The organism is Enterococcus sp. AZ156 (genome assembly GCF_051714165.1).
Classification (GTDB): Bacteria; Bacillota; Bacilli; order Lactobacillales; family Enterococcaceae; genus Enterococcus_B; species Enterococcus_B pernyi.
Genome location: NZ_JBIORI010000001.1, coordinates 738,836 through 759,459, shown reverse-complemented (window position 1 = coordinate 759,459; position 20,624 = coordinate 738,836). Strand labels below are relative to the sequence as shown.

At 38.9% G+C, this 20,624-nt stretch carries 18 protein-coding genes and 1 riboswitch; of the genes, 6 read left to right on the top strand and 12 right to left on the bottom strand.

Annotated elements, in window-relative coordinates; all coding sequences use genetic code 11:
• The first annotated feature begins 142 nt into the window (after window positions 1-142).
• Together IGJ95_RS03640 and IGJ95_RS03635 are read left to right on the top strand one after the other, a co-directional pair.
• Window positions 143-1,651 (top strand): ABC transporter permease, encoded by a 1,509-nt coding sequence (locus IGJ95_RS03640; protein WP_438761466.1) that lies wholly within the window; start codon window positions 143-145, stop codon window positions 1,649-1,651.
• A gap of 12 nt (window positions 1,652-1,663) precedes the next feature.
• Window positions 1,664-2,329, top strand: a complete 666-nt coding sequence (locus IGJ95_RS03635; RefSeq protein ID WP_010736117.1) for an ABC transporter ATP-binding protein — start codon at window positions 1,664-1,666, stop codon at window positions 2,327-2,329.
• 62 nt (window positions 2,330-2,391) lie between these two features.
• On the opposite strand, the gene IGJ95_RS03630 is transcribed toward IGJ95_RS03635, so the two are convergent.
• The 8 genes from IGJ95_RS03630 to IGJ95_RS03595 form a co-directional block, all read right to left on the bottom strand.
• Complete coding sequence (locus IGJ95_RS03630; protein WP_010736118.1) at window positions 2,392-2,613, bottom strand: CsbD family protein; 222 nt, start codon at window positions 2,611-2,613, stop codon at window positions 2,392-2,394.
• 90 nt (window positions 2,614-2,703) lie between these two features.
• On the bottom strand, window positions 2,704-3,894 hold the full coding sequence (gene iadA / locus IGJ95_RS03625; RefSeq protein ID WP_153830496.1) for a beta-aspartyl-peptidase: 1,191 nt from the start codon (window positions 3,892-3,894) through the stop codon (window positions 2,704-2,706).
• Between the two features lie 203 nt (window positions 3,895-4,097).
• Window positions 4,098-5,837 carry a putative basic amino acid antiporter YfcC gene (gene yfcC / locus IGJ95_RS03620; RefSeq protein ID WP_153830495.1) on the bottom strand — a complete coding sequence of 580 codons (1,740 nt, stop codon included), beginning with the start codon at window positions 5,835-5,837 and terminating at the stop codon, window positions 4,098-4,100.
• Window positions 5,838-6,358: 521 nt separating this feature from the next.
• Window positions 6,359-6,964, bottom strand: coding sequence for an SIS domain-containing protein (locus tag IGJ95_RS03615; protein ID WP_010736121.1), 606 nt, complete (start codon window positions 6,962-6,964; stop codon window positions 6,359-6,361).
• A 509-nt stretch (window positions 6,965-7,473) separates the two neighbouring features.
• A complete protein-coding gene (locus tag IGJ95_RS03610) occupies window positions 7,474-7,848 on the bottom strand; it encodes a hypothetical protein (protein ID WP_010736122.1) in 375 nt (124 codons plus the stop codon).
• Between the two features lie 63 nt (window positions 7,849-7,911).
• On the bottom strand, window positions 7,912-8,793 hold the full coding sequence (galU, locus tag IGJ95_RS03605) for a UTP--glucose-1-phosphate uridylyltransferase GalU (protein ID WP_010736123.1): 882 nt from the start codon (window positions 8,791-8,793) through the stop codon (window positions 7,912-7,914).
• A 30-nt stretch (window positions 8,794-8,823) separates the two neighbouring features.
• Window positions 8,824-9,837, bottom strand: coding sequence for an NAD(P)H-dependent glycerol-3-phosphate dehydrogenase (locus IGJ95_RS03600; RefSeq protein ID WP_010736124.1), 1,014 nt, complete (start codon window positions 9,835-9,837; stop codon window positions 8,824-8,826).
• A 766-nt stretch (window positions 9,838-10,603) separates the two neighbouring features.
• Entirely contained in the window at window positions 10,604-12,340 is a 1,737-nt protein-coding gene (locus IGJ95_RS03595; RefSeq protein WP_153830493.1) for a fibronectin type III domain-containing protein, read from the bottom strand.
• 213 nt (window positions 12,341-12,553) lie between these two features.
• On the opposite strand from IGJ95_RS03595, the gene IGJ95_RS03590 reads away from it, so the two are divergent.
• The 4 genes from IGJ95_RS03590 (at window position 12,554) to IGJ95_RS03575 (ending at window position 18,648) form a co-directional block, all read left to right on the top strand.
• Window positions 12,554-13,495, top strand: coding sequence for a helix-turn-helix domain-containing protein (locus IGJ95_RS03590; protein WP_062805586.1), 942 nt, complete (start codon window positions 12,554-12,556; stop codon window positions 13,493-13,495).
• A 612-nt stretch (window positions 13,496-14,107) separates the two neighbouring features.
• The gene (locus IGJ95_RS03585; RefSeq protein ID WP_023519228.1) at window positions 14,108-14,749 is read left to right on the top strand and encodes a lytic polysaccharide monooxygenase auxiliary activity family 9 protein; all 642 of its coding nucleotides are present in this window, start codon (window positions 14,108-14,110) and stop codon (window positions 14,747-14,749) included.
• Window positions 14,750-15,155: 406 nt separating this feature from the next.
• A complete protein-coding gene (locus IGJ95_RS03580; RefSeq protein ID WP_153830491.1) occupies window positions 15,156-16,871 on the top strand; it encodes an ABC transporter ATP-binding protein in 1,716 nt (571 codons plus the stop codon).
• 1 nt (window position 16,872) lies between these two features.
• Window positions 16,873-18,648 carry an ABC transporter ATP-binding protein gene (locus IGJ95_RS03575; RefSeq protein WP_153830490.1) on the top strand — a complete coding sequence of 592 codons (1,776 nt, stop codon included), beginning with the start codon at window positions 16,873-16,875 and terminating at the stop codon, window positions 18,646-18,648.
• A 77-nt stretch (window positions 18,649-18,725) separates the two neighbouring features.
• Here IGJ95_RS03575 and IGJ95_RS03570 read toward each other — a convergent pair whose 3' ends face one another.
• The 4 genes from IGJ95_RS03570 to IGJ95_RS03555 form a co-directional block, all read right to left on the bottom strand.
• Window positions 18,726-19,259 carry a folate family ECF transporter S component gene (locus IGJ95_RS03570; protein WP_010736130.1) on the bottom strand — a complete coding sequence of 178 codons (534 nt, stop codon included), beginning with the start codon at window positions 19,257-19,259 and terminating at the stop codon, window positions 18,726-18,728.
• A 36-nt stretch (window positions 19,260-19,295) separates the two neighbouring features.
• Window positions 19,296-19,393, bottom strand: a riboswitch (THF riboswitch).
• 154 nt (window positions 19,394-19,547) lie between these two features.
• The gene (mgsA, locus tag IGJ95_RS03565) at window positions 19,548-19,979 is read right to left on the bottom strand and encodes a methylglyoxal synthase (RefSeq protein WP_023519225.1); all 432 of its coding nucleotides are present in this window, start codon (window positions 19,977-19,979) and stop codon (window positions 19,548-19,550) included.
• Window positions 19,980-20,042: 63 nt separating this feature from the next.
• Complete coding sequence (locus IGJ95_RS03560; protein WP_010736132.1) at window positions 20,043-20,369, bottom strand: type II toxin-antitoxin system PemK/MazF family toxin; 327 nt, start codon at window positions 20,367-20,369, stop codon at window positions 20,043-20,045.
• The gene (locus IGJ95_RS03555; protein ID WP_010736133.1) at window positions 20,370-20,603 is read right to left on the bottom strand and encodes an AbrB/MazE/SpoVT family DNA-binding domain-containing protein; all 234 of its coding nucleotides are present in this window, start codon (window positions 20,601-20,603) and stop codon (window positions 20,370-20,372) included.
• Window positions 20,604-20,624 lie beyond the last annotated feature (21 nt).

Here is a 20,624-nt window from a genome sequence, read left to right as displayed (position 1 = left end):
CTATAGAATGTTTTTCATTTCCTGCTCCATTTGATCTGTTTTTAGCTTTCAACTGTTTGTATTCGTGGCCGCTTTTTAAGGTAGTCTTAAGCTACTCCCTTTATTCTATTTTTTGTACTCATTTCGAAAGGAGATCGAACCAATGAATTTTTTCAAACGAGCATTAAAAAGTACAAAAGTAAAATGGGGGCGTTCTTTACTATTATTAGCAGTTTTTACAGCAATCCTTGTCTTCGTTCTTGCTGGACTAACCATACGTAGTGCGGCACAAGAAGCAGCAGAGCAAGCTCAAAAAGATGTCGGTGCGACGGTCACTTTAAGTGCAAATCGTGAAGCGGCTTTTCAAAAACAAACAGAGGCAACTGATACTGAATCCGGTGGACGACCAGATCCTGGAAGTTTCTCCCTCACACCTATTTCAGTCAGCGATGCAGAAAATATCGCAGCACTAGATAATGTAGCAAGTTTTTCCTTCGAAAGCTCTGCATCAGCTTTAGCCAATAGCGGGATCACTGCCATTTCAAGCTCTGATACCTCAGAAACATCCGAAGAAACTGATACTGCAACTGATGCTGCACCAAACGGTGAAAACATGGGTGGAGCTATGGGAGGTGGCAAACCCCAAATGATCCAAGCAGATTTTCAAATCAGCGGGGTATCCAATACAGCCCAAACCAGTGGCTTTACAGATGGCACAGCTAAAATCATCGAAGGAGAAGGAATCACTGATAGCGACAAAGATACGAACAATGTTGTGATCGACTCTACTTTAGCTAGTGCGAATGACTTATCCGTAGGAGATACTTTCATAATTACTAGCACGGAAGACGAAGAAACAACTTATGAAATGACGATCAAAGGAATCTATGAGTCAAGTGAAACAAGTAGTAGCATGGGAATGAATTTCAATTTCATGAATCCAGCGAACACTTTGTATACTTATTATACGTTTGCCAATACATTGAATGGCTCGACAGAAGATGACACAATCGATTCTGCGGTTTATACGCTGACCGATCCTAATAAAATGACAGACTTTATCAATGAAGCAGAAAACCTGATCGATACTTCAACGTTCAGTCTTCAATCAAACGATACCATGTTCCAAGCAATGCTTGAACCACTTAACAACGTGGCCAGTTTTTCACAAAATGTCGTTTTACTCGTTGCGGTTGCTGGAATCATTATTTTGACTTTGATCATCATGATCACGATTCGTGAGCGTCGCCATGAACTAGGGGTATTGCTTTCATTAGGTGAATCCAGAAGCAAAATCGTCCTTCAATTGTTTGCAGAAGTGGCCATATGTATGATCGTCGCGTTAGGTGTGGCTTCATTCAGTGGAAATGTCGTTGCAAATGCTGTCGGTCAACAGTTGCTTGATCAACAAACTGAAACGTCAACCGACTCACCTGCCGAGCAACAAGGAGAGCAGATGCCTGGTGGTGGCAATCGTGGACCTGGCGGACAACCAGGTGGAACTAGTAATCCATTTACCGTTTCGGAGCAAGTAAGCGACCTTGAAATCACTGTTCAACCAGCTCAACTTGGCCTACTAGCAGCTGTTGCATTTGGGATCAGCTTACTCTCAGTTTTTCTAGCCTCCATCGGCATACTACGATTAAATCCACGAAAAATTTTATTAAACTAAAGGAGGAATTGGATGTTACGTACAGAAAACTTGGGCTTCTGGTATCAGAATCCAACAGAAGCACTTTATAAAGATGTGAATCTATCCTTTGAAAAAGGAAAAATGTACGCCATATTAGGGGCTAGTGGTTCAGGAAAGACGACCTTTCTTTCGTTGATTTCAGGACTTGATACACCAAAAGAAGGGACTGTTTATTATGAAGAGCGAGCTTTAGCTAAAATAGGCCTACGGAATTATCGCAAAAATGATGTATCCATTATTTTTCAAGCGTACAACTTATTGCCTTACCTTTCCGCTCTTGATAACGTCATTACCGCCATGGAAATTTCAAATACTCCTCAAAAAGAGTATCGCCAAGTAGCACTTGATCGCTTGGCACGCGTTGGGATAAATGAAACACTTGCAAAACAACAAGTCACTAAATTATCTGGGGGACAACAACAACGCGTAGCGATCGTCCGAGCGATTTGTTGCGAACATCAGTTGATCATTGCGGATGAACCAACAGGAAACCTTGATGAAACGACTTCACAAGAAATCGTTCAACTCTTCCAAGAAATCGCCCATGAGCAAGATCGCTGTATCATCATTGTGACACACGAACTAGAAGTGGCTAAAAAATGTGATGAAGTTTTTGAATTAAAAAATAAAACATTCGCGTCCATTGCCATTGGATAACCGCTAAAAAAAAGCGTCCACCTTATTGGTAGGACGCTTTTTTTTAAGAATTTACAAGTAGACTATTTATGGTCTTTTTTTGAAAATTTTTCTTTTACATCTTCAAAGCCTTCTTTGATTTCATCGCCGATATTACGAGCTTTACTCTTGATATCCGCACCTACAGATTGGGCTTTACCTTCTGTTTCTTTACTTCTATCGCCTGTTGCTTTTCCATAGGCTTCTTTGCCTTCACCTGCAACTTTGTCTTTCAAATCTTTAGAGCGTCCTTCTAAATCTGCCATAATATTTCCTCCTCTAAAATTTGTCTTTGTAACTACTTTTAGAGTAACACCAATTATAAAAACAAACAAACAGAATGCTTATTGTGTTATTTAGTTGTTAAGAATTTGCTCAAATGTTCCCCAAACTTTCACTTGTTTTTCTTGGACCATGATGGTGCCATTAGCGATCACCGTATCGATTTCTAAGGTTTCTTTATCAAGTAGACAAAGATCTGCATCTTTACCAACAGCGATTCTTCCCTTTTGGTCCAGTTTAAGGACTCTTGCAGGATTGGACGTCACAGCTCGTAAGGCAATCTCTAAAGGAATGTCTTCTTTTTGAACGGCTTCTTTGATGCCCACCAGTAAGGATTTCGCACTACCGACGCCCATACCGATAAAATGGTTCTCTTGGTCAAAATATGGGAGACTACCTTGTCCATCGGAGGTCAAGGTGAAGTTATCAAGAGAGACTTGTGCTTCCAATAACTGCTTCAATGCTTTACTGAAACGAACTTCACCATCGGTCTTTTCCCAAAAATCAGGATCTTCACTTGCAGTGAAATCGATCGTTCCACCTTTTTTCGCAAATTCGATACATGCAGCTAATAATTCAGTTGTCCGATTCGCATGCGTCGGATAAAACTGAGTAATAGGGATTTCTGTTTCTTCAACCATACGATTCAATAGTTCCAATTTTCGACTTCCGCCACCTAAATGGACATTCACGATCCCTGCTTTACCTGATAACATGCCCCCAACACGAGCATCCGCCACTGACCGAGCAAACTCATCGAATGTTGGCTGAGAAGAGCGATGATCAGAGACAGCGATTTCTCCGATCCCAATGATCTTATCAATGGTAAGAAAATCTTTGATCAATGAATCAGTCACCGTTTTGACCGGCAACCGATAAGAACCAACATAAACATACGTAGTCAATCCTTCTGCCTCTAACCCTCTTGCTTTACTGATCAAAGCAGTCATATCTCGACCCTCGCCATCTGTCCCGATACAACCTACGACTGTTGTCACTCCTGCTGTCGTTAATTGACTAAGTGTGACTTCTGGCGTGCGATTATGATAGCCTCCTTCGCCGCCGCCACCTAAAATATGGAAATGGGCATCAATAAAACCTGGGGTCAAGAGTTTTCCTTCTCCTGAAATTTCTTCCACGATCAATTCTTCGTAACCGCCGGATAGTTGATCTTCCAAGGCAACAATCTTATTTCCTGCCACTAATACGTCCTTCTTACCAAGATATTCTGGTGCATAGACATCGATTTGTCGAATGAGTTTCATATCTGATCTTCTCCTTTATAAAATAGTCTTTACCTTTTAGAACACTCAAAAGGTTGTTTAATAAGCAATCCATCGCTCTTTCGGAAATAAGCGAGAAAATCCAAAAATATGAAGATACTTTCGGGTTTTCTCGCTTATTGTCTCAGAGTTACGTATCGGTTAGCATAACTTCTTTGATTGCTATAAATCAGTTCTTATTTGTTTTATTGAAGTCCGATCGCGATTGCAATCATAATGAAGATCGTTCCTAAAACAAAGAAGAATCCTTGCATTTTGATTTGGAATCGTGCCCATTTTGCCCATTCGATCCGTGCCACACCTAAGACACCAATCAAGCTAGCAGAAACCGGCGTGAACGCATCCATGAATCCTGAACCTAATTGATAAGCTAATACAGCCACTTGACGAGAGACACCTACTAAATCAGCCAACGGTGCCATGATTGGCATCGTCAATGCCGCTTGTCCAGAATTTGAAGTGACGACTAAGTTGAACAAACTTTGGAATACGTACATCGCCCATGCCCCGATAACTGCCGGCACACCAGTCAGTGCTGTTCCAATACCATGTAAGATCGTATTAAGCGCAGAAGGTACAGAAGCATCTGATCCACCTAATACAAGTAAGATTCCTTTTGCCATCCCAACAACGATCGCTGTTCCAGCTAGATCTGCTGCTCCAGATTGGAAAGAAGAGGCGATATCATTGACCGTTATACCGTCCAATTTGAATAAAACAGCAATGATCCCTGCAACGAGTCCCATAACAAAAAATTGAGAGGCGATTTCTGGGATATAATAGCCTTTTTGTGTGACTCCCCAAACGATCCAAACTAAAACGATCAACATTTCGCCTAAAATCAATTTATGGCCTAGTGTAAATGGTTTTTGTTCATCGGATGTTTTCTTCAAGTGGTTACGGAAGTATTCATCAGATTTATACGTTAATGAACTTTCCGGATTCTTCCGAACTTTTTCGCCATAGATCATTAAGTAACCAGCCGATAACGCAGTCACGACGACCCACATGATCAATCGGAAGGTGGCGCCTGATAAGACTGGAATACCTGCAATCCCTTGAGCAACGGCGACACTGAACGGACTCATCCATGACGTGGCATTCCCGACTTGTGACGCCACATAGGTGACTGTGACGGCGACGATTGAATCATAGCCTAAGGCAATCACAAAAGGTACCATGACCATTGAGAATGGAATGACTTCTTCAGCCATACCGAACGTTGCGCCTCCAAATGAAAAAGCAAAGAATAAGAGCGGTAAAGCTAAACGTTCTAGACCACGTGTCTTATTGATAAAAGCATAAATACCTGCATCGATGGCACCCGTTCGCATAATGATCCCGAATGCACCACCCACGACTAAAATAAGTGCAGCAATCCCGACTGCTGAACCATATTTATCACCTGATACTAGACCTTCAAAAACGAAGTTTAAAAAGCCGAAACCACCGAAATCATCGGTCCCCCATAGTTTTGCTGTTTTATGCAATTTCTTTGAGGTGTCATAGATGTCTTCACCATATTCATCGTATAAAACATCATCTGTCAGTGAGATTTCATCTAGTTTCTCCTGGGTCAAGTTTTTCTCACCAGCTGCCAAGACTTCTTCTAATCCTTCTTCAGGAACAGCTAGCTTTTCTCTTTCCTTTGGATCATTTTGTAATTCTTCCAGTTGATCAAATACAAAAGCCTTATCTAATTCATAAGCATAACGAAACGAATCTTGGCGTAATACTGTTCTGGTACTGGTTTCTCCATTTGCATCTTTGTATTCTATATCTTGCGTACTGAATCTCCCAGCTGGTACGATAAATGTTAATAACCAGGCAAGTACAACTACACCAAAAATAATGACATACGTATGCGGTGTCGTCATTTTGGTAAAGTCTCGTTTTTTCTTTACTGAAGAATTTTTTCTCTTCAAAACTCGTTCTTCCTTTCTTGCTACGTTTTTGTCAATAATGAATAAGCAAATAGATTATACAGTAAAATGTTCTATACCACATGAATAAACAATTAAAATAATCTATTGATTTTAGTTATCATCAAGACACATTTTAATAAAAACGCTGGTTTCAAAGCCATAGTACCTATAAAAATGGATTAAAATTCTTTTTTTATTTTTACAATGTCGCTATTTCCGACTATTTATTTTCATTTCTAATTACGTATAAACAAAGATTTTTTAGCGATTAACAAATATTTATACATTTTCTTCCTCGCTCCTTTCCTATTTGAATCGATGTTTTTGATTGAATTTCTGCCTCTCTCTTCCTCTCTTTTTATTTTCATTAGGTATCTTCATTGCAATATTCATAACAAATGTACTATAATTGGAGTGTAAAGAGTTTTGGGGAAGACTCTTTCATCAACGTGTATAAAGAGACAAGAAAGAATCTTCATGATTCTTTCTTGTCTCTTTTTCGGACTCTTAACCTTCTCGCTTTAGTGACTCTCCAACAAATAATACACTGAAAAATAAACGATCTGCTGTAATAGGATTAAGGTTGCTAAGGAAGCTGCACCACATATAGCTGGCTCAAATTTAGGAACCGTAAGGACGGCATCATCTATCGTTGCATAGTTATCTAATACTAGATCTGCATATTCATATAAGCGCAAACCACTACTATGTCTTGACTTGATACTTCGGGATAAGTCAAATCCGGTGATCACGATCAATAGATACCCTTGTTCTTTGACCCATTCCGCCAGTTCAATGATTGCAGGATTTCTACCTTCATTTGATAAGAAAAGAAAAATATCTTCGGGTTGCGCATTGATTTGTTCAATGATTGCTTGGCCAGTTCCTTCCAGCGACTCATAAATCCCCGCTGCGGGATGTTCAATCAACTGAGTTGGCAAGATTTTTGGACATTGTTGCCAAAATTCATAGGCAGTGCCTTGTAAGGTACGGCTAGCAAAAATATGTAAACATCCTCCTCGATGAATCTGTGTAGCGATCCAACGACCCGCTTGTTCCATCAAGGGTTCCTCGATCCTTAATTTTTGTTCAAGTTTTTGACAATAATCAAAATAGGGTAAGCTCATTCTTTTCTCCTCTTCTTCTGCTATTTCAGAATAGAGATAACTATCAAAAAGAAAAATACAAAAAGATGAGACGAAGCAATTGCTCAGTCTCATCTTTACCTTAACCACTTATTCATTACAATCAAGCAAAAGATCTGATGTAGCAGCATCTTGATGTTCTTCGGCTTCAGTGTAAAAGATAGGAACGATGTATCGCTAAAAGCAAGTCTTTAAAACGGATTAAACAAACTTCTCGCTTGAATATACATCTGTTTTGACATAGTAAATAAACTGCCCCGCTTCCTCCGCTTTTTAGATTCATAAGGTAGAAAATCTTCCTTAAATCAGGTACAATAAATGCGGTCGGTGCGCTGCATCGACTATGGCAAAATGATCGGTCAGGGTGTATACGTGTGACTGGTCATTCCTTGATAGTTAGTTGCCGCTAACTATCAAGGAGCCTTTTTTTTAGTTATTTCTATCTGCATCTATTGTAAGGAAAGTGCGAAACAAGTGCAAGTATCAAAATATCAGCGGTCAGATCTTGTCCGTCTTTCTGAGACATCCTTTGAGCGGTTCGGAGAAGCCGCATGTTTGCCTTTTTTGACGACATGAAATCTTTTGAGTAGATACGGGATATAGGCAAAAAGGTACAGCAAAAGAAAAGCTGCCGCAAAAAGAAATGCCTGTTGATCTCCCCACAAAAGAACGATGATCAAACTACCGATCGCCACTGTTGCTAAGTACCAAATAAAAATCAAAAAGGTTTCTTTTATTCTGACCATATAAAACATCGTAAACAAACTAATAAATAATACTGGCAGTAAAAACAGCCAATTATTTCCCTCCATCAACCATTTCAATCCATCAAGAAACGTTTGTGCAATGTTGATTAGAATCCCCATGTAAGCAATACACCTCATTTACTATTCTTTTCTCAAGATTTTATTTCTCTAATTGTTAAGTTTTTAGTCCAGAGAATGACTTAGATCAATGAGGTATTGTTTCAGCTGCTCGCTGATTTCAGGATGACCTAAACCGTATTCGATACTTGTTTTTAGATAACCAAATTTATCACCGACATCATATCTAGAGCCTTTGAATACTCTCGCATATACGGGTTGCTTTTTATTTAATTCATCAATTGCATCCGTCAATTGAACCTCATTTCCAGCTCCAGGTTTTTGTGTTTCTAATAATTCAAAAATTTCTGGTGTCAATAAGTAGCGTCCAATAATCGCTAAATCACTCGGAGCTTGTTCAGGTGTTGGTTTTTCGACGAATCGTTTCACTTCATACAAGCCTTCAGATTCTTTTGTTTCTGGATCGATGATCCCATATTTTGACGTGTCTTCATGAGGAACTTTCATGACTGCTACAGTCGAACCTTTTGTTTTCTCGTAATCTAAGATCAATTGTTTTGTCAGTGGAATCTCATCTTCCATCAAATCGTCCCCAAGCATAACGATGAATGGTTCATCTCCAACAAAAGTTTTCGCTTGTAATACCGCATGACCTAGTCCTAAAGGATGGGACTGACGGATAAAGTGGAGATTGACATTCGTTGTTTCTTCGACTAATTTTAGCAAGTCGATTTTATTTTTTTCTTGTAGATTCAATTCTAATTCGATATTCGAATCAAAATGGTCTTCAATCGGTCGTTTTTCTTTTCCGGTAACGATCAAAATATCTTCGATCCCCGAAGCTAAAGCTTCCTCTACGATAAATTGGATCGTTGGTTTATCAACGATCGGCAACATTTCTTTTGCCATTGCCTTTGTAGCAGGTAAAAAACGTGTACCTAGACCTGCTGCAGGAATGACTGCTTTTCTTACGATTTTATTCTCCATATGCGTATTTATATACTCCATTCTGTTGATTTACTGAAATTCGTTTTCCATCTTGCCATCACGCAACATGATTTCTTTTGCTGCTTGTTTGATATCCTTCCCTTGATAAAGGACCTGATAGATTGTTTGAGTGATGGGCATTTCTACACCTAGTTGATCAGCAAGTTCAACCGCCGCTTTTGTTGTCGATACACCCTCCACGATCATTCCCATATTCTCTAGGATTTGGTCTAATTTCTGTCCTTCACCTAACATATGACCCGCGCGCCAATTTCGTGAATGGACACTGGTACAAGTGACGATCAGATCACCAACACCGCTCAATCCAATAAAGGTCAAAGGGTTCGCGCCCATTGCTACACCGAGACGACTGATTTCAGCTAATCCTCTTGTCATGATCGCCGCTTTCGCATTGTCACCAAAACCAAGACCGTGGATCGCGCCGGCACCGATTGCAATGATATTCTTCAATGCTGCACCTGTTTCCACACCGATCACATCATTATTTGTATAGATTCGGAAATAATCATTCATAAATAATTCTTGCACATAAGTAGCTGCTTTTTGATCAACACTTGCAGCAGTAATCGTTGTGATATCGTGGACTGCCACTTCCTCTGCATGACTAGGTCCCGACAAAACAACGATGGATTGACGTTTTTCTTCTGGGATTTCTTCAGCAATCACTTCTGAGATCCGCTTATGCGTGTCTTGTTCTAATCCTTTACTTGCATGGATGATCACTGGTTTTGTCGTTAAATGTTGTAGCAATTCTTGTGCTACAGCACGGATTGCTTTCGTCGGTACGACAAATAATACTGCATCTACCTCTTTGACAGCTTCAGCCAATTCTGTGTAACCGATGATTGATTCTGGTAAATGTAACTCAGGTAAATAGTGTTTATTCGTATGATACGTATTGATTTCTGTGATTTGTTCTGGAACATTCCCCCAGATACGGACGTCATGTCCATTTTCTGCTAAGGTTTGAGCTAAAGCAGTTCCCCAAGAGCCAGGGCCTAATACTGCAATTTTTTGTTTCATGGAAATTCCTCCAAAATTCATAGTTAGTTTCTATTATAGTATAGATTAACAAAATACTGGACTTATTTTCATTGTTTTTAGCTTTTGTTTAAGAAGAGGTCGAGATATAAGTGTTTCGAAGTGGCTACTTTTTAGATGGTGTGAGAGGTCAAATGCCCCAGAAACATTTTATTCAGCCATTTTATTTCTTGATCTACCTTAAATAGAAATTATAATGTTGCAATACCATACAAGATGTTTTTTGGTCTATTCCAATGATATAGTCTATTTATCAACAGTCGAACTAAAGGAGGTGCATCTTATGTGGTCAGTTACTCCACCAATGTAAGTGCAAGTTTCAAGAATAGACAAAATCCTCAAGAATAAAAAACGAAAATCGTCGTTTAACAAGCGATTTTCGTTTTTTTATTTATTTTTCTAAAAATCAGCTGTCTCTATCCATCTCTTCTATTTATCGTAATTCTTTCTCGATGATTTTTTTATACATAGCAATATCATAACCAAACAATTATGTTTCTTAAAAAATAAAAAAAGCCCTCTAAAAAGAGGACTTGGAATTTTTATAATAGTTGTTATAATATATGTTTTTTTCATGTTCTGTTATACAAACATAAATAAATAATTGAATTTTTATCATACGTTTGCCCAATTGCTAAGATTCTCGTTATACATGCACGAAAATCTTAACAATACTGAGCAAATCACTTATTCGTTGATTGATTCAGCATCAACGATTGCTTCATTAATAAAAACGGGTATGGATCGATTAGCCAATCAATTCCCAAGGTCCCCATTGTTCAGTTCCAGGCTCATTGCCTCGTGTCCACCATTTTGCACGATATGTGTTTCCTTTGTGTGTCACGATATCACCTAAATCATAAATTGTATCTGCATCCCATGCTTCTGCTGATGGTGCATCCGCCGTTGTCACAACTAATGCTTTGCTTTCTTCTGAAATGTTGCCCGCTTCGTCAAATGCTTTTACTGTATAAGAATACTCCGTATTAGCTGTTAATCCTGCGTCACTAAATGTATTTGTTTCTGTTTCTCCTACTTGCTCACCATCACGGTAAACATAGTAACCTACTACACCCACGTTATCTGTTGATTGTGTCCATGATAAAGAAACACTCTTGTCACTAATTGATGAAGCCGTAATGTTCAATGGTACTGATGGAGCTTCTAAGTCTGCTGGTGGCTCTTCTAATGTAGAGATCACTAATGCTTTACTTTCTTCTGAAACGTTACCAGCTGCATCAAATGCTTTCACTGTATAAGTGTATTCTGTGCTGGCAGTCAATTTTGTGTCTGTATAAGCATTGTTTGTTGCTCTACCAATTTGTTCGCCATCACGATAAATGTAATAACCTGCTACGCCACGATCATCTGTTGATTTTGTCCATGATAAAGCAACAGTTGAATGTGTTGCTGTGCCTGCTAGATTTGTTGGTTGTGATGGTTTTTCTGTATCAGGTGTTTTTTCTTGGAATAGATCCTGATAAGACTTCGCAAATGATTCATTGTACTCGACACCAGCTGAGTTTCTTCCTTCATCCCAGTTGATACTCCAAGTCATCAAACCTTTTAATGGTGTTTGATCTTTTTCCATTTGTTCGAATACATCGTAAACTTTTGATGGTTCTTTTACAAAACCATTTGCTGCTGCATCTACGTTTGCTGGAATACCTAAAGCTAAGCGATTCGCTGGGATTTGGATAAACCCACCGCTTCCTTCGTTGAAAGCTTTTGAAATTCCATATAAGAATTCAAATTTTTTGCTGTCATTATTTTGAGCGATCCATTCAGTTCCAACACTTATACCGTCACCTGCTTGGTTGTATAACTGTGGTGCAATAAAATCATATTCTTGTTCTAAAGCAGTAATGTATGGTACATATTTACCTTGTGTTCTTAAATATGGAAACTCTGGCGCCATGGAGATAATGAAATGTTTTTGTTCTTTCTCAAAATGCGCACGGACAATCTTCAAAGCATCTGGAATTACTGTTTTATTGTCGCCTGCATCTACTGCGGTTTGTTCTAAATCGATATCTAAGCCATCAAATCCATAAACTTCAACCAAACGGATGATTTCATCGGCAAAGGCTTGTTCTTCCCCTTTATGTAATTCAATATGTGAATCTGCACCACCAAGTGAAATAATGACCACACGATTTTCAGCATTCAAAGTGGCTACTTTTTGTCTAAATTCAGTATCTGACATATTGTAAGGTTTGAATGTTGGGATACCTTCTCCTTTCATGAATGACACAGCAATCACATTATAAAAAGGATTTACTTTTGCCAAATCAGTATCTGCCGGACGGCCACCTTGGTAACCAGCACCTTGTTCAGGCACCCAATTATGATAATAACCTACTGAAACTTGGCGATTTGAGATATCTGGCATCGTATCTGCTGCATCTGCTGCAAACACATCTGTTCCGCCTCCAAACAAACAACCTAAAAGACCAACTGAGAATAATAAACTTTTCTTATTCATTTTTTTCCCTCCTAAATTTGTATTACAGAAGAGATTAAAACATATTTTATCCTTCAAAATTTTTTTTGTTTGGTATTGCAACAAAATAACTTTCCAAACAAAAAAATCGCACTTTTTTAACAAAAGGGCGCACATATGAAAACATAACATCCACATAACTATATTATGCTATTATAACCATGTACAAAAAAACAGCTTCTGGAGGAAATGAACATGACAGAACATGCTGCTCTAATTCGAAAATTAAGAAAAGATCGTGGATTGACACAAGAACAACTAACTTCAGGTATCTCACAAAGAGGAACCTTAGCAGCTTTTGAATCACGTGGAACAAAAATCGGCTTTGAACTAATAGTAAACTACCTTGATCGGATGAATATCACACTTGAAGAATATCAATTTTTATTGAATAGTAATTCGTTGTCTAATAAACAAAAATTAACGAATTATTTAATCACTTCAAAAACCATTACATCTGCTCAAGAACAAGAATTGCTCAACGAATTTGAAAAAACAGGAAACATTTATTATCGTTTGATCTACGCCCAAAGAAAATTGATTTCAAATTATCTGTATAGTAGCTCTTTTACCGCATCAATGAAAGAAGAAATCAGTGTTATAAAGAAGTATCTTGAAAAGATTGATACATGGGGGCACTTTGAATTGACTATTTTTTCGAATTGTTTATTTATTTTTGATGATGAATACATTGCCTATTCGTTCCAAAATAGTGTCACAAAGATGAAAGCCTACATAGATAATACCTATTATTCGGAGCTTCTTTCTAACTTTATTTTGAACGGCATACGTCTTTCTTTTAACCGTGAATCAACCACATTACGCAAATTATTTCTAGCCCAATTAAAAAAAATCGCGACGACACACAAACAAACACTCGATCTTGCACATTACAAAGTGTTTACTGCTTTAGATAAACTAGCTGATGGACAAAAAACAGCTTTAAAAGAAGTGGAAACGGGTATTGCGTTTTTTGAATGGTTAGATCTTTCTACGAGTAAAGACTACATGATCAATCTAAAAGAAAAATTTTGCGCTGAAGTATGTGATTTTCCGAACAATGATCATCACACAAAAGTCGTTGTCAAAAGTACGTGCGATCGCCTCTCTCCACAACGCCAAGTGAATACTGCCTAAAATAACCGCGTATCTCCTCACTCCCAATGAGAAGATACACGGTTTTTAAGTCTCTCTGTTTATTCTCGATTGATTCGATAGGTTCCACTGGAATGGCGTGCTTGATACGAGAGTTTCTAAACAGTTCATTGCACATTTCGTAGTCAGACGATTATCGATCAAAGAACTATCAGAAATGCAACGCATTGAAGAAATGCGTCTTCGTGTATTCCTTTCAGGGGCACCGATTACTAAAGTCAACAAATCCTGGCCAGTCATATGGACCACCTACAAGGGCGCACCAGCCTACTGCCTGTGTAGGTGCATAACGTTGCTTCCTTCATTTTCTGATTCGTTCTCTACATTTCCTCTCAATAAATTCTTTTGTTACTTGTTTTATCCCCATGTCTCCCCTTTCTATACTGTGCAAACGCGACTCCTTCAGTGGCAGTTCTTTCTCCAGCGAACATTTGCGTTTCACCTAAAAAATGACTAAATAGTATAATTTCTAATAACACTCGCGATGAACGAAATTTTTTTGTTGCAATAACATACATAATTTTCAGATTAAAAATATATCAGTTATGATAACAATCGTACATTACATAAAGTAAAAATATCGGAGGAATTATTATGAAAAAGAGTACATTAATTGGTTTAGGATTCATTTTGGCAGGTATCGGAGCAAGCACGCTTACTTCTGTTGATGTTGCTGCTCATGGTTATGTTTCTGAACCAGCAAGTCGTGGCTACCAAGGAAGCCTTGACAAAAATACAAACTGGAATGCTGCATTCAAAAAATACGGAGCTGTTATCAATGAGCCACAATCCCTTGAAGCACCAAAAGGATTCCCAGCTGCAGGACCTGAAGATGGTCAAATCGCTTCTGCAAATGGTACGGTAGGTGATTTCTTATTGGATCAACAAACAGCCTCATTGTGGACAAAACAACAACTGACAGCTGGTGCAAATGATTTTACTTGGACATTCACTGCCAACCATGCAACAACGAAATGGCATTACTACATGACGAAAGCCGGTTGGGATCAAAATGATGCGTTGACAAGAGACGACTTGGAATTCATTGGTGAAGTAGGCAATGATGGACAACTAGCTTCTACTAATCCGACACATTCGATCAACATTCCCAATGACCGATTAGGTTATCATGTGATCTTAGCTGTTTGGGATGTCGCTGATACTAAAAATGGGTTCTATAATGTCATTGATGTCGATGTTAAAGGTGAAACAGTTTTAGCTGACTTACAAAAATAAAAAATTATTAATGACCGAAAGAGACCGAGGCAGGAATCTTTAGCCACGGAAATAAGTCACCATCTACGAGAGTTGTTCGTCAATTTTTTGTAGATGGTGCTTTTTTGTAATTATTTTTTTCTATGGTTTATTCAATTATAGGCGTTGCAAGAGCGACAACGCGTTAAGCGTTATGGTGTGATTTCTTAAGTTTTACTAAAATGTGCGGATTATGAAAAGGCTTGTTCTCTTTTCATTCTAAATTTCATAAGCTACAATATGAGAGTACCTAGTTATATCATCGTTAGATTTCTCGCTGCAAGATATTTTTGTTGCTTTAAGGATATCTATTTATCATAAATCGGTTGTTTTTTGCCGATAGACGTTCGAACAATATTGGGTAACTTGTTTTTAGGAGGAAATTTTTATGATTCAGTTATTGCGCTATGCGAAAGACTATCGAAAACAAATCATCCTAGGTCCTGTATTTAAATTTTTAGAAGCAGTCTTTGAATTGATTTTACCTTTACTGATGGCTTCGCTGATCGATAATGGGCTAAAAATGAACAATCGTGAAGTGATCATCAATATGGGTATCTGGATGATCGCGATGTCGGTGATCGGATTGATCTGTGCCATTATTTGTCAATATTATTCATCCATTGCCTCTCAAGGGTTTGGAACAGAACTTAGAAATCAACTCATCAAAAAAATCAACTCTTTCTCCCATAGTGAATTAAATCATTTTGGGACGGATACATTGATCACGCGGATGACCAATGATATCAATCAGCTACAACTTGCACTCGCAATGGTTATCCGTTTATTGATCCGAGCACCTTTTTTAAGTATTGGATCAGTAGTGATGGCGTTTGTGATCGACTGGCAAGTCGGGCTATTCTTCTTAGCTTTATTACCAATTTTTTCAATCATTTTATACTTTATTATCCGTAAGACGATCCCCCTCTATCAAAAAGTCCAAGAAAAGTTGGATGGTCTAAACGAGACTGTTAGCCAAAACTTAAGCGGGGTTCGTGTGATCCGAGCATTTTCACGTACCAATAAAGAAATCGAAACATTTGATGAAAACACAGATGTCTTAGCAAAAAATTATTTACGTGTTTCCAATATCTCCGCTTTGCTCTCTCCGGCAACGACATTGATCATGAATGTCGGAATCATTTGTCTATTGACTGTCGGCGGGGTCAAGGTAAATATCGGTTCCTTACAACAAGGACAAGTTTTAGCATTGATCAATTACATGAACCAAATGTTATTAGCCTTGATCGTCGTTTCCAATCTTGTCGTGATTTTTACTCGTGCAGAAGCTTCTGCTCAGCGGGTCAAAGAAGTCTTAGATACCGAAAATACCATTGCAGATGCTGAGACTCCTAGTGAACCAGTCATGGATTCTGAAACAATTCTACAATTTAAAAACGTAGATTTTCGTTATACGCCAGAATCTGGTCTGTCATTACAAGGAATCAATTTCACTTTGAAACGCCAAACTGTCTTAGGGATCATTGGTCCGACCGGAAGTGGGAAGACGACATTGACACAATTGATCCCACGTTTTTATGATGTTAGCGAAGGCTCTGTGCTATTTGATGAACAAGACGTTCGTGACTGGCCCTTAGATACATTACGAAGTCAGATTTCGCAAGTACCACAAACGGCTGTCTTATTCACCGGTACCATTCGGGAAAATCTTCAGTGGGGAAAACCTGACGCGACAGACGCAGAGTGTTGGGAAGCTTTGGCAATTGCCCAAGCGGAGGATTTTGTTCGCCAATTACCCAAAGGTTTAGACACAAGAGTCATGGAGAATGGGAAAAACTTTTCCGGAGGACAAAAACAACGGTTGACGATTGCTCGTGCATTGATCGCCAAACCCGCCTTATTGATCTTAGATGACTCCTTGAGTGCCCTTGATTATCAAACGGATCTAAACTTACGCCAAGCACTACAAACTTCCCTCAACACAACGGTCATCATTATTTCTCAACGCATCCGTTCGATTCAACAAGCAGAGCATATCCTCGTCATGGATCAAGGAAAAATCGTGGCCCAGGGTACGCACGATACATTGCTTAGTCAATCTTCTGAGTATCGTGAAATCGTGGCATCACAGGAGGAGGAATAAAATGAAAACAAAAAAACTATCTTGGCAAACGCTCAAACGTTTTGTTCCTTATCTGACGGCCCATCCACGTGAAATTTGGTTAGCTGTCTTGTTGGGAATCGTCAATGGTGTTGCTACCGTCGTAATGACCTTACAAATCGGTCAAAGTATCGATCAAATGGTTGGTGTGGGACAAGTCAACTTTACTCGATTAGTCCAACTTCTGGTGATGTTTGGCGGGATCGTTTTACTTAATGTCATCAGTCAATGGCTGATCCAAGTATTAAGTAACCGATTGGCTTACCTCTCCGTTGCGAATCTACGAAAAGATGCCTTTGCTCGTTTGAATCTTTTACCTTTAAGATACTATGATCAAAATTCACATGGGAATATCGTCAGCCGTTTCACAAATGACATGGACAATATCTCCATCGCGATATCAGCGGCGTTCAATCAATTATTTTCTGGGGTAGCGATCATTATCCTCTCACTGATCTTCATGCTCAACTTGAGTCCGTTATTGACACTTGTCGTCATTTGTTCGACACCAATCATTTTCTTAGTCAGCTGGTTAGTCGCACGGGCTTCTCAAAATGATTTTGATAACCAACAAAAAATCATTGGGAACATTTCAGGATTCGTTACGGAACGTATCGGTAATCAAAAAATCATCAAAGCGTTCCAACAAGAAGAAGTCAATCAACAGCAATTCAGCGCATTGAATGCTGACTTATATGAGAAAGGGCAGCGCGCGCAATTCTCTTCTTCATTAACGAACCCATCTTCTCGTTTTGTCGATCACTTAGCCTATCTCTCCATTGGTTTGATTGGTGGTTTACTTGCCTTACGAAGTGATTCAACGATTACTGTCGGGATCATTTCAAGCTTTACGATCTATTCAAGTCAGTTTTCAAAACCTTTTATTGAATTATCAGGGATCACGACACAGATCCAAACAGCATTTTCTGGTTTAGAACGAGCATTTGAATTGATCGACCAACCGGAAGAAACGCCAGATGAACCTTTTGCGTATCAACTTGAGCCTCAAACGATCAAAGGCGAGGTCGCTTTTAAACATGTTTCTTTCTCTTATGAGCCACAACAACGGTTGATCGAGAATTTCAGCTTTGTTGCCAAACCAGGTCAAACAGTGGCAATCGTTGGTAAAACAGGAGCTGGTAAATCCACATTAGTGAATTTATTGATGCGGTTTTACGATGTCAATTCTGGGACGATTACGATCGACGATTATGATATTACCCAAATCGCCCGTGATTCCTTACGTAAAAGCTTTGGGATGGTTTTACAAGATACTTGGTTATTCGACAGTACGCTACGAGAAAACTTACGTTACGGGAAGCCAGATGCCAGTGATGAAGAAATCAATGAGGCCCTAAAATCAGCCTATATGTATGAATTTGTCCAACGCTTGCCACAAAAACTAGATACACGCATTGGTGGACAGGGATTAAAAATCTCCGATGGGCAGCGTCAATTACTGACGATCGCTCGTACGATGATCAGTAATCCACCCATGTTGATACTTGATGAAGCAACAAGTTCAGTGGATACATTGACAGAGAAGAAAATCCAAAATGCCTTCCTAAAAATGATGGAAGGAAAAACTAGTTTTGTGATTGCCCATCGCTTGTCCACGATCAAAAATGCCGATCAGATCCTCGTGATGGATCAAGGGGCAATCGTTGAGATGGGAACACATGATGAATTATTGAAAATCGAAGATGGTAGCTATCGTCAACTTTATCAAGCGCAATTTACTGGATCGGTTGAAAAATAGTGAACATCGAATCAGATGATTTTTCTGATCTATGCAAAAAACAAGCAGTCTTCTGGGATGGGAAGACTGCTTGTTTTTTATTTTGTATGCGTCGTTAAACTCCGCAAAATTCTTTTATATGGCATGGCGCGCCCAATCACGTAGATCATCGTCGATTGGATCGGCAACCAGATAATGGCTTTTAATAAACGTGGTCCCCAGAATACCCAGTTCATCGGTACTTGATACATGATGACCAACCATAATGGTGTCAGGATCAAGCTAACGAACACTGTCACACTGAGCGTGGCTAAGATTGCATTTTTCCAAGTGATCTCTTTGCGATAGAAAAAGAACCCATAAATCGCTCCTTCAATAAAAGCATTCAACGTGAAGCCAATGAAAAAGACAGATTTAGGAAATAATGCCATACCCACCACATCAGCTAACACAGAACCGACCCCTGTCCAAAATGGGCCAAATAAAATACCCATGATTACTTGGGGAATGAACGTTACACTGATTTTGAGTAATGGTGTTTCAAATGAAACTAAGCGAGACAACGTGACCATCAATGCGATCAGCAGTCCCATGATCGTAATCATACGAGCATCTAAACGATTTTTCTTCATTTCTAGCATCTCCTTTAAGAGCTGCTACATGTTTCATGCAGCGAATGCGAAAATAAAACCGCGAACTTACGTCCTTCGTCCTAGAGGCAACATCCCATCCTCTAAGCACTTAACGCTTTATTTTCTACTCTGTTAATAGTGGGAACTTATCCCAGACAAACTATAGCATAGAAAAGGAAGAACTGTAAATAAAAAAACCTAATGTTCTAAACGAAAACGATTCCTAAGTTCGTAACATGGCAGACATTCGCCTTGATCAACTGTCTCTATCCTCATAAAATCCGAATTTTAAATCTTATTAGGAAAAGGGATCTTACTTCCTTCTTCATGGATCACTTGTCGGAACTCCAAAAATCCGGCTTCAAGCCCTCGTAATAAAACTTCTGCGGTACCGATATTCGTTGCTAAAGGAATATCATATACATCAGCCAAGCGGATCAACGCAGTGACATCAGGTTCATGAGGTTGAGCTGCTAAAGGATCACGCAGGAAAATCACTAGATCCAATTCATCTTCTGAGATCATCGCGCCAATTTGTTGGTCACCGCCTAAAGGTCCTGAATTGAACCGATGGACCAATAATCCTGTGGCTTCTGCAATCTTTTGTCCGGTCGTCCCTGTCGCGAATAGTTCATGTTGTTCCAGTATCGTTTTGTAAGCAGTGGTAAATTTTATCATCAATTCTTTTTTGCGATCATGTGCAATCAATGCTATCTTCATCCGTCCTCACTCCTTTTTTACCAGTGTACCAAATTTCTTTGTGGTTTGATATTTTTCAAATTTCTATAAAAACATATCAAGGACTTCTAGTACATCCACCCATGTGAGAATATCACATTGTTCAATTTTTATTATGTTTCTAGCGGTGTAGTCAATTGAACGCAATTGATGTGTAACAACTTGTCCAGAAATGATTTGTGGTTCTTTGATCTTAATATATGTATCAAATTTTCTTTCAGTTGATGTGATTGGGCAAATCAAACAAAAACCAGTGTATTGGTTGAAGTTATTCTTACTTACTACCAAACCTGGTCTTCGCTTCTTTATTTCCTTTCCTCTAGCTGGATCAAAATCCAGCCATACAATATCTTTTTGCTTTGGATAATCCATTTATAGTTCCTCCCCCTCAAGGTTCATCTCATCCCACTCTTTATCTTCTTGGGTGATTGAATCTCTAAAGCCTGCCCATGCCTCTGGAGTCTTAAAAATATCTTCTTTTTTGGGCTTTAATACATATGTTTCACCTATTTTAATAATCGTATATATTTTTCCAACTTCTGGAGAAATATCTTTGGGAAAAATCGCTCCTACAGAATTTCCAATCTTTCTAACAGTCGTTTCCATTATTATCATCTCCCAGCTTAT

What these genes read in the sequence shown, in the direction of transcription:
- iadA (WP_153830496.1), bottom strand. Translation starts at nt 3,894, where the DNA reads ATGAAACTCATTCGACAAATCGATGTCTATGCACCAGAATATCTTGGT.
- IGJ95_RS03600 (WP_010736124.1), bottom strand. Translation starts at nt 9,837, where the DNA reads ATGAAACAAAAAATTGCAGTATTAGGCCCTGGCTCTTGGGGAACTGCT.
- IGJ95_RS03640 (WP_438761466.1), top strand. Translation starts at nt 143, where the DNA reads ATGAATTTTTTCAAACGAGCATTAAAAAGTACAAAAGTAAAATGGGGG.
- IGJ95_RS03560 (WP_010736132.1), bottom strand. Translation starts at nt 20,369, where the DNA reads ATGGATTATCCAAAGCAAAAAGATATTGTATGGCTGGATTTTGATCCA.
- IGJ95_RS03590 (WP_062805586.1), top strand. Translation starts at nt 12,554, where the DNA reads ATGACAGAACATGCTGCTCTAATTCGAAAATTAAGAAAAGATCGTGGA.
- IGJ95_RS03615 (WP_010736121.1), bottom strand. Translation starts at nt 6,964, where the DNA reads ATGAGCTTACCCTATTTTGATTATTGTCAAAAACTTGAACAAAAATTA.
- IGJ95_RS03575 (WP_153830490.1), top strand. Translation starts at nt 16,873, where the DNA reads ATGAAAACAAAAAAACTATCTTGGCAAACGCTCAAACGTTTTGTTCCT.
- IGJ95_RS03635 (WP_010736117.1), top strand. Translation starts at nt 1,664, where the DNA reads ATGTTACGTACAGAAAACTTGGGCTTCTGGTATCAGAATCCAACAGAA.
- galU (WP_010736123.1), bottom strand. Translation starts at nt 8,793, where the DNA reads ATGGAGAATAAAATCGTAAGAAAAGCAGTCATTCCTGCAGCAGGTCTA.
- IGJ95_RS03595 (WP_153830493.1), bottom strand. Translation starts at nt 12,340, where the DNA reads ATGAATAAGAAAAGTTTATTATTCTCAGTTGGTCTTTTAGGTTGTTTG.
- IGJ95_RS03630 (WP_010736118.1), bottom strand. Translation starts at nt 2,613, where the DNA reads ATGGCAGATTTAGAAGGACGCTCTAAAGATTTGAAAGACAAAGTTGCA.
- IGJ95_RS03555 (WP_010736133.1), bottom strand. Translation starts at nt 20,603, where the DNA reads ATGGAAACGACTGTTAGAAAGATTGGAAATTCTGTAGGAGCGATTTTT.
- IGJ95_RS03585 (WP_023519228.1), top strand. Translation starts at nt 14,108, where the DNA reads ATGAAAAAGAGTACATTAATTGGTTTAGGATTCATTTTGGCAGGTATC.
- IGJ95_RS03580 (WP_153830491.1), top strand. Translation starts at nt 15,156, where the DNA reads ATGATTCAGTTATTGCGCTATGCGAAAGACTATCGAAAACAAATCATC.
- mgsA (WP_023519225.1), bottom strand. Translation starts at nt 19,979, where the DNA reads ATGAAGATAGCATTGATTGCACATGATCGCAAAAAAGAATTGATGATA.
- IGJ95_RS03570 (WP_010736130.1), bottom strand. Translation starts at nt 19,259, where the DNA reads ATGAAGAAAAATCGTTTAGATGCTCGTATGATTACGATCATGGGACTG.
- IGJ95_RS03610 (WP_010736122.1), bottom strand. Translation starts at nt 7,848, where the DNA reads ATGGGGATTCTAATCAACATTGCACAAACGTTTCTTGATGGATTGAAA.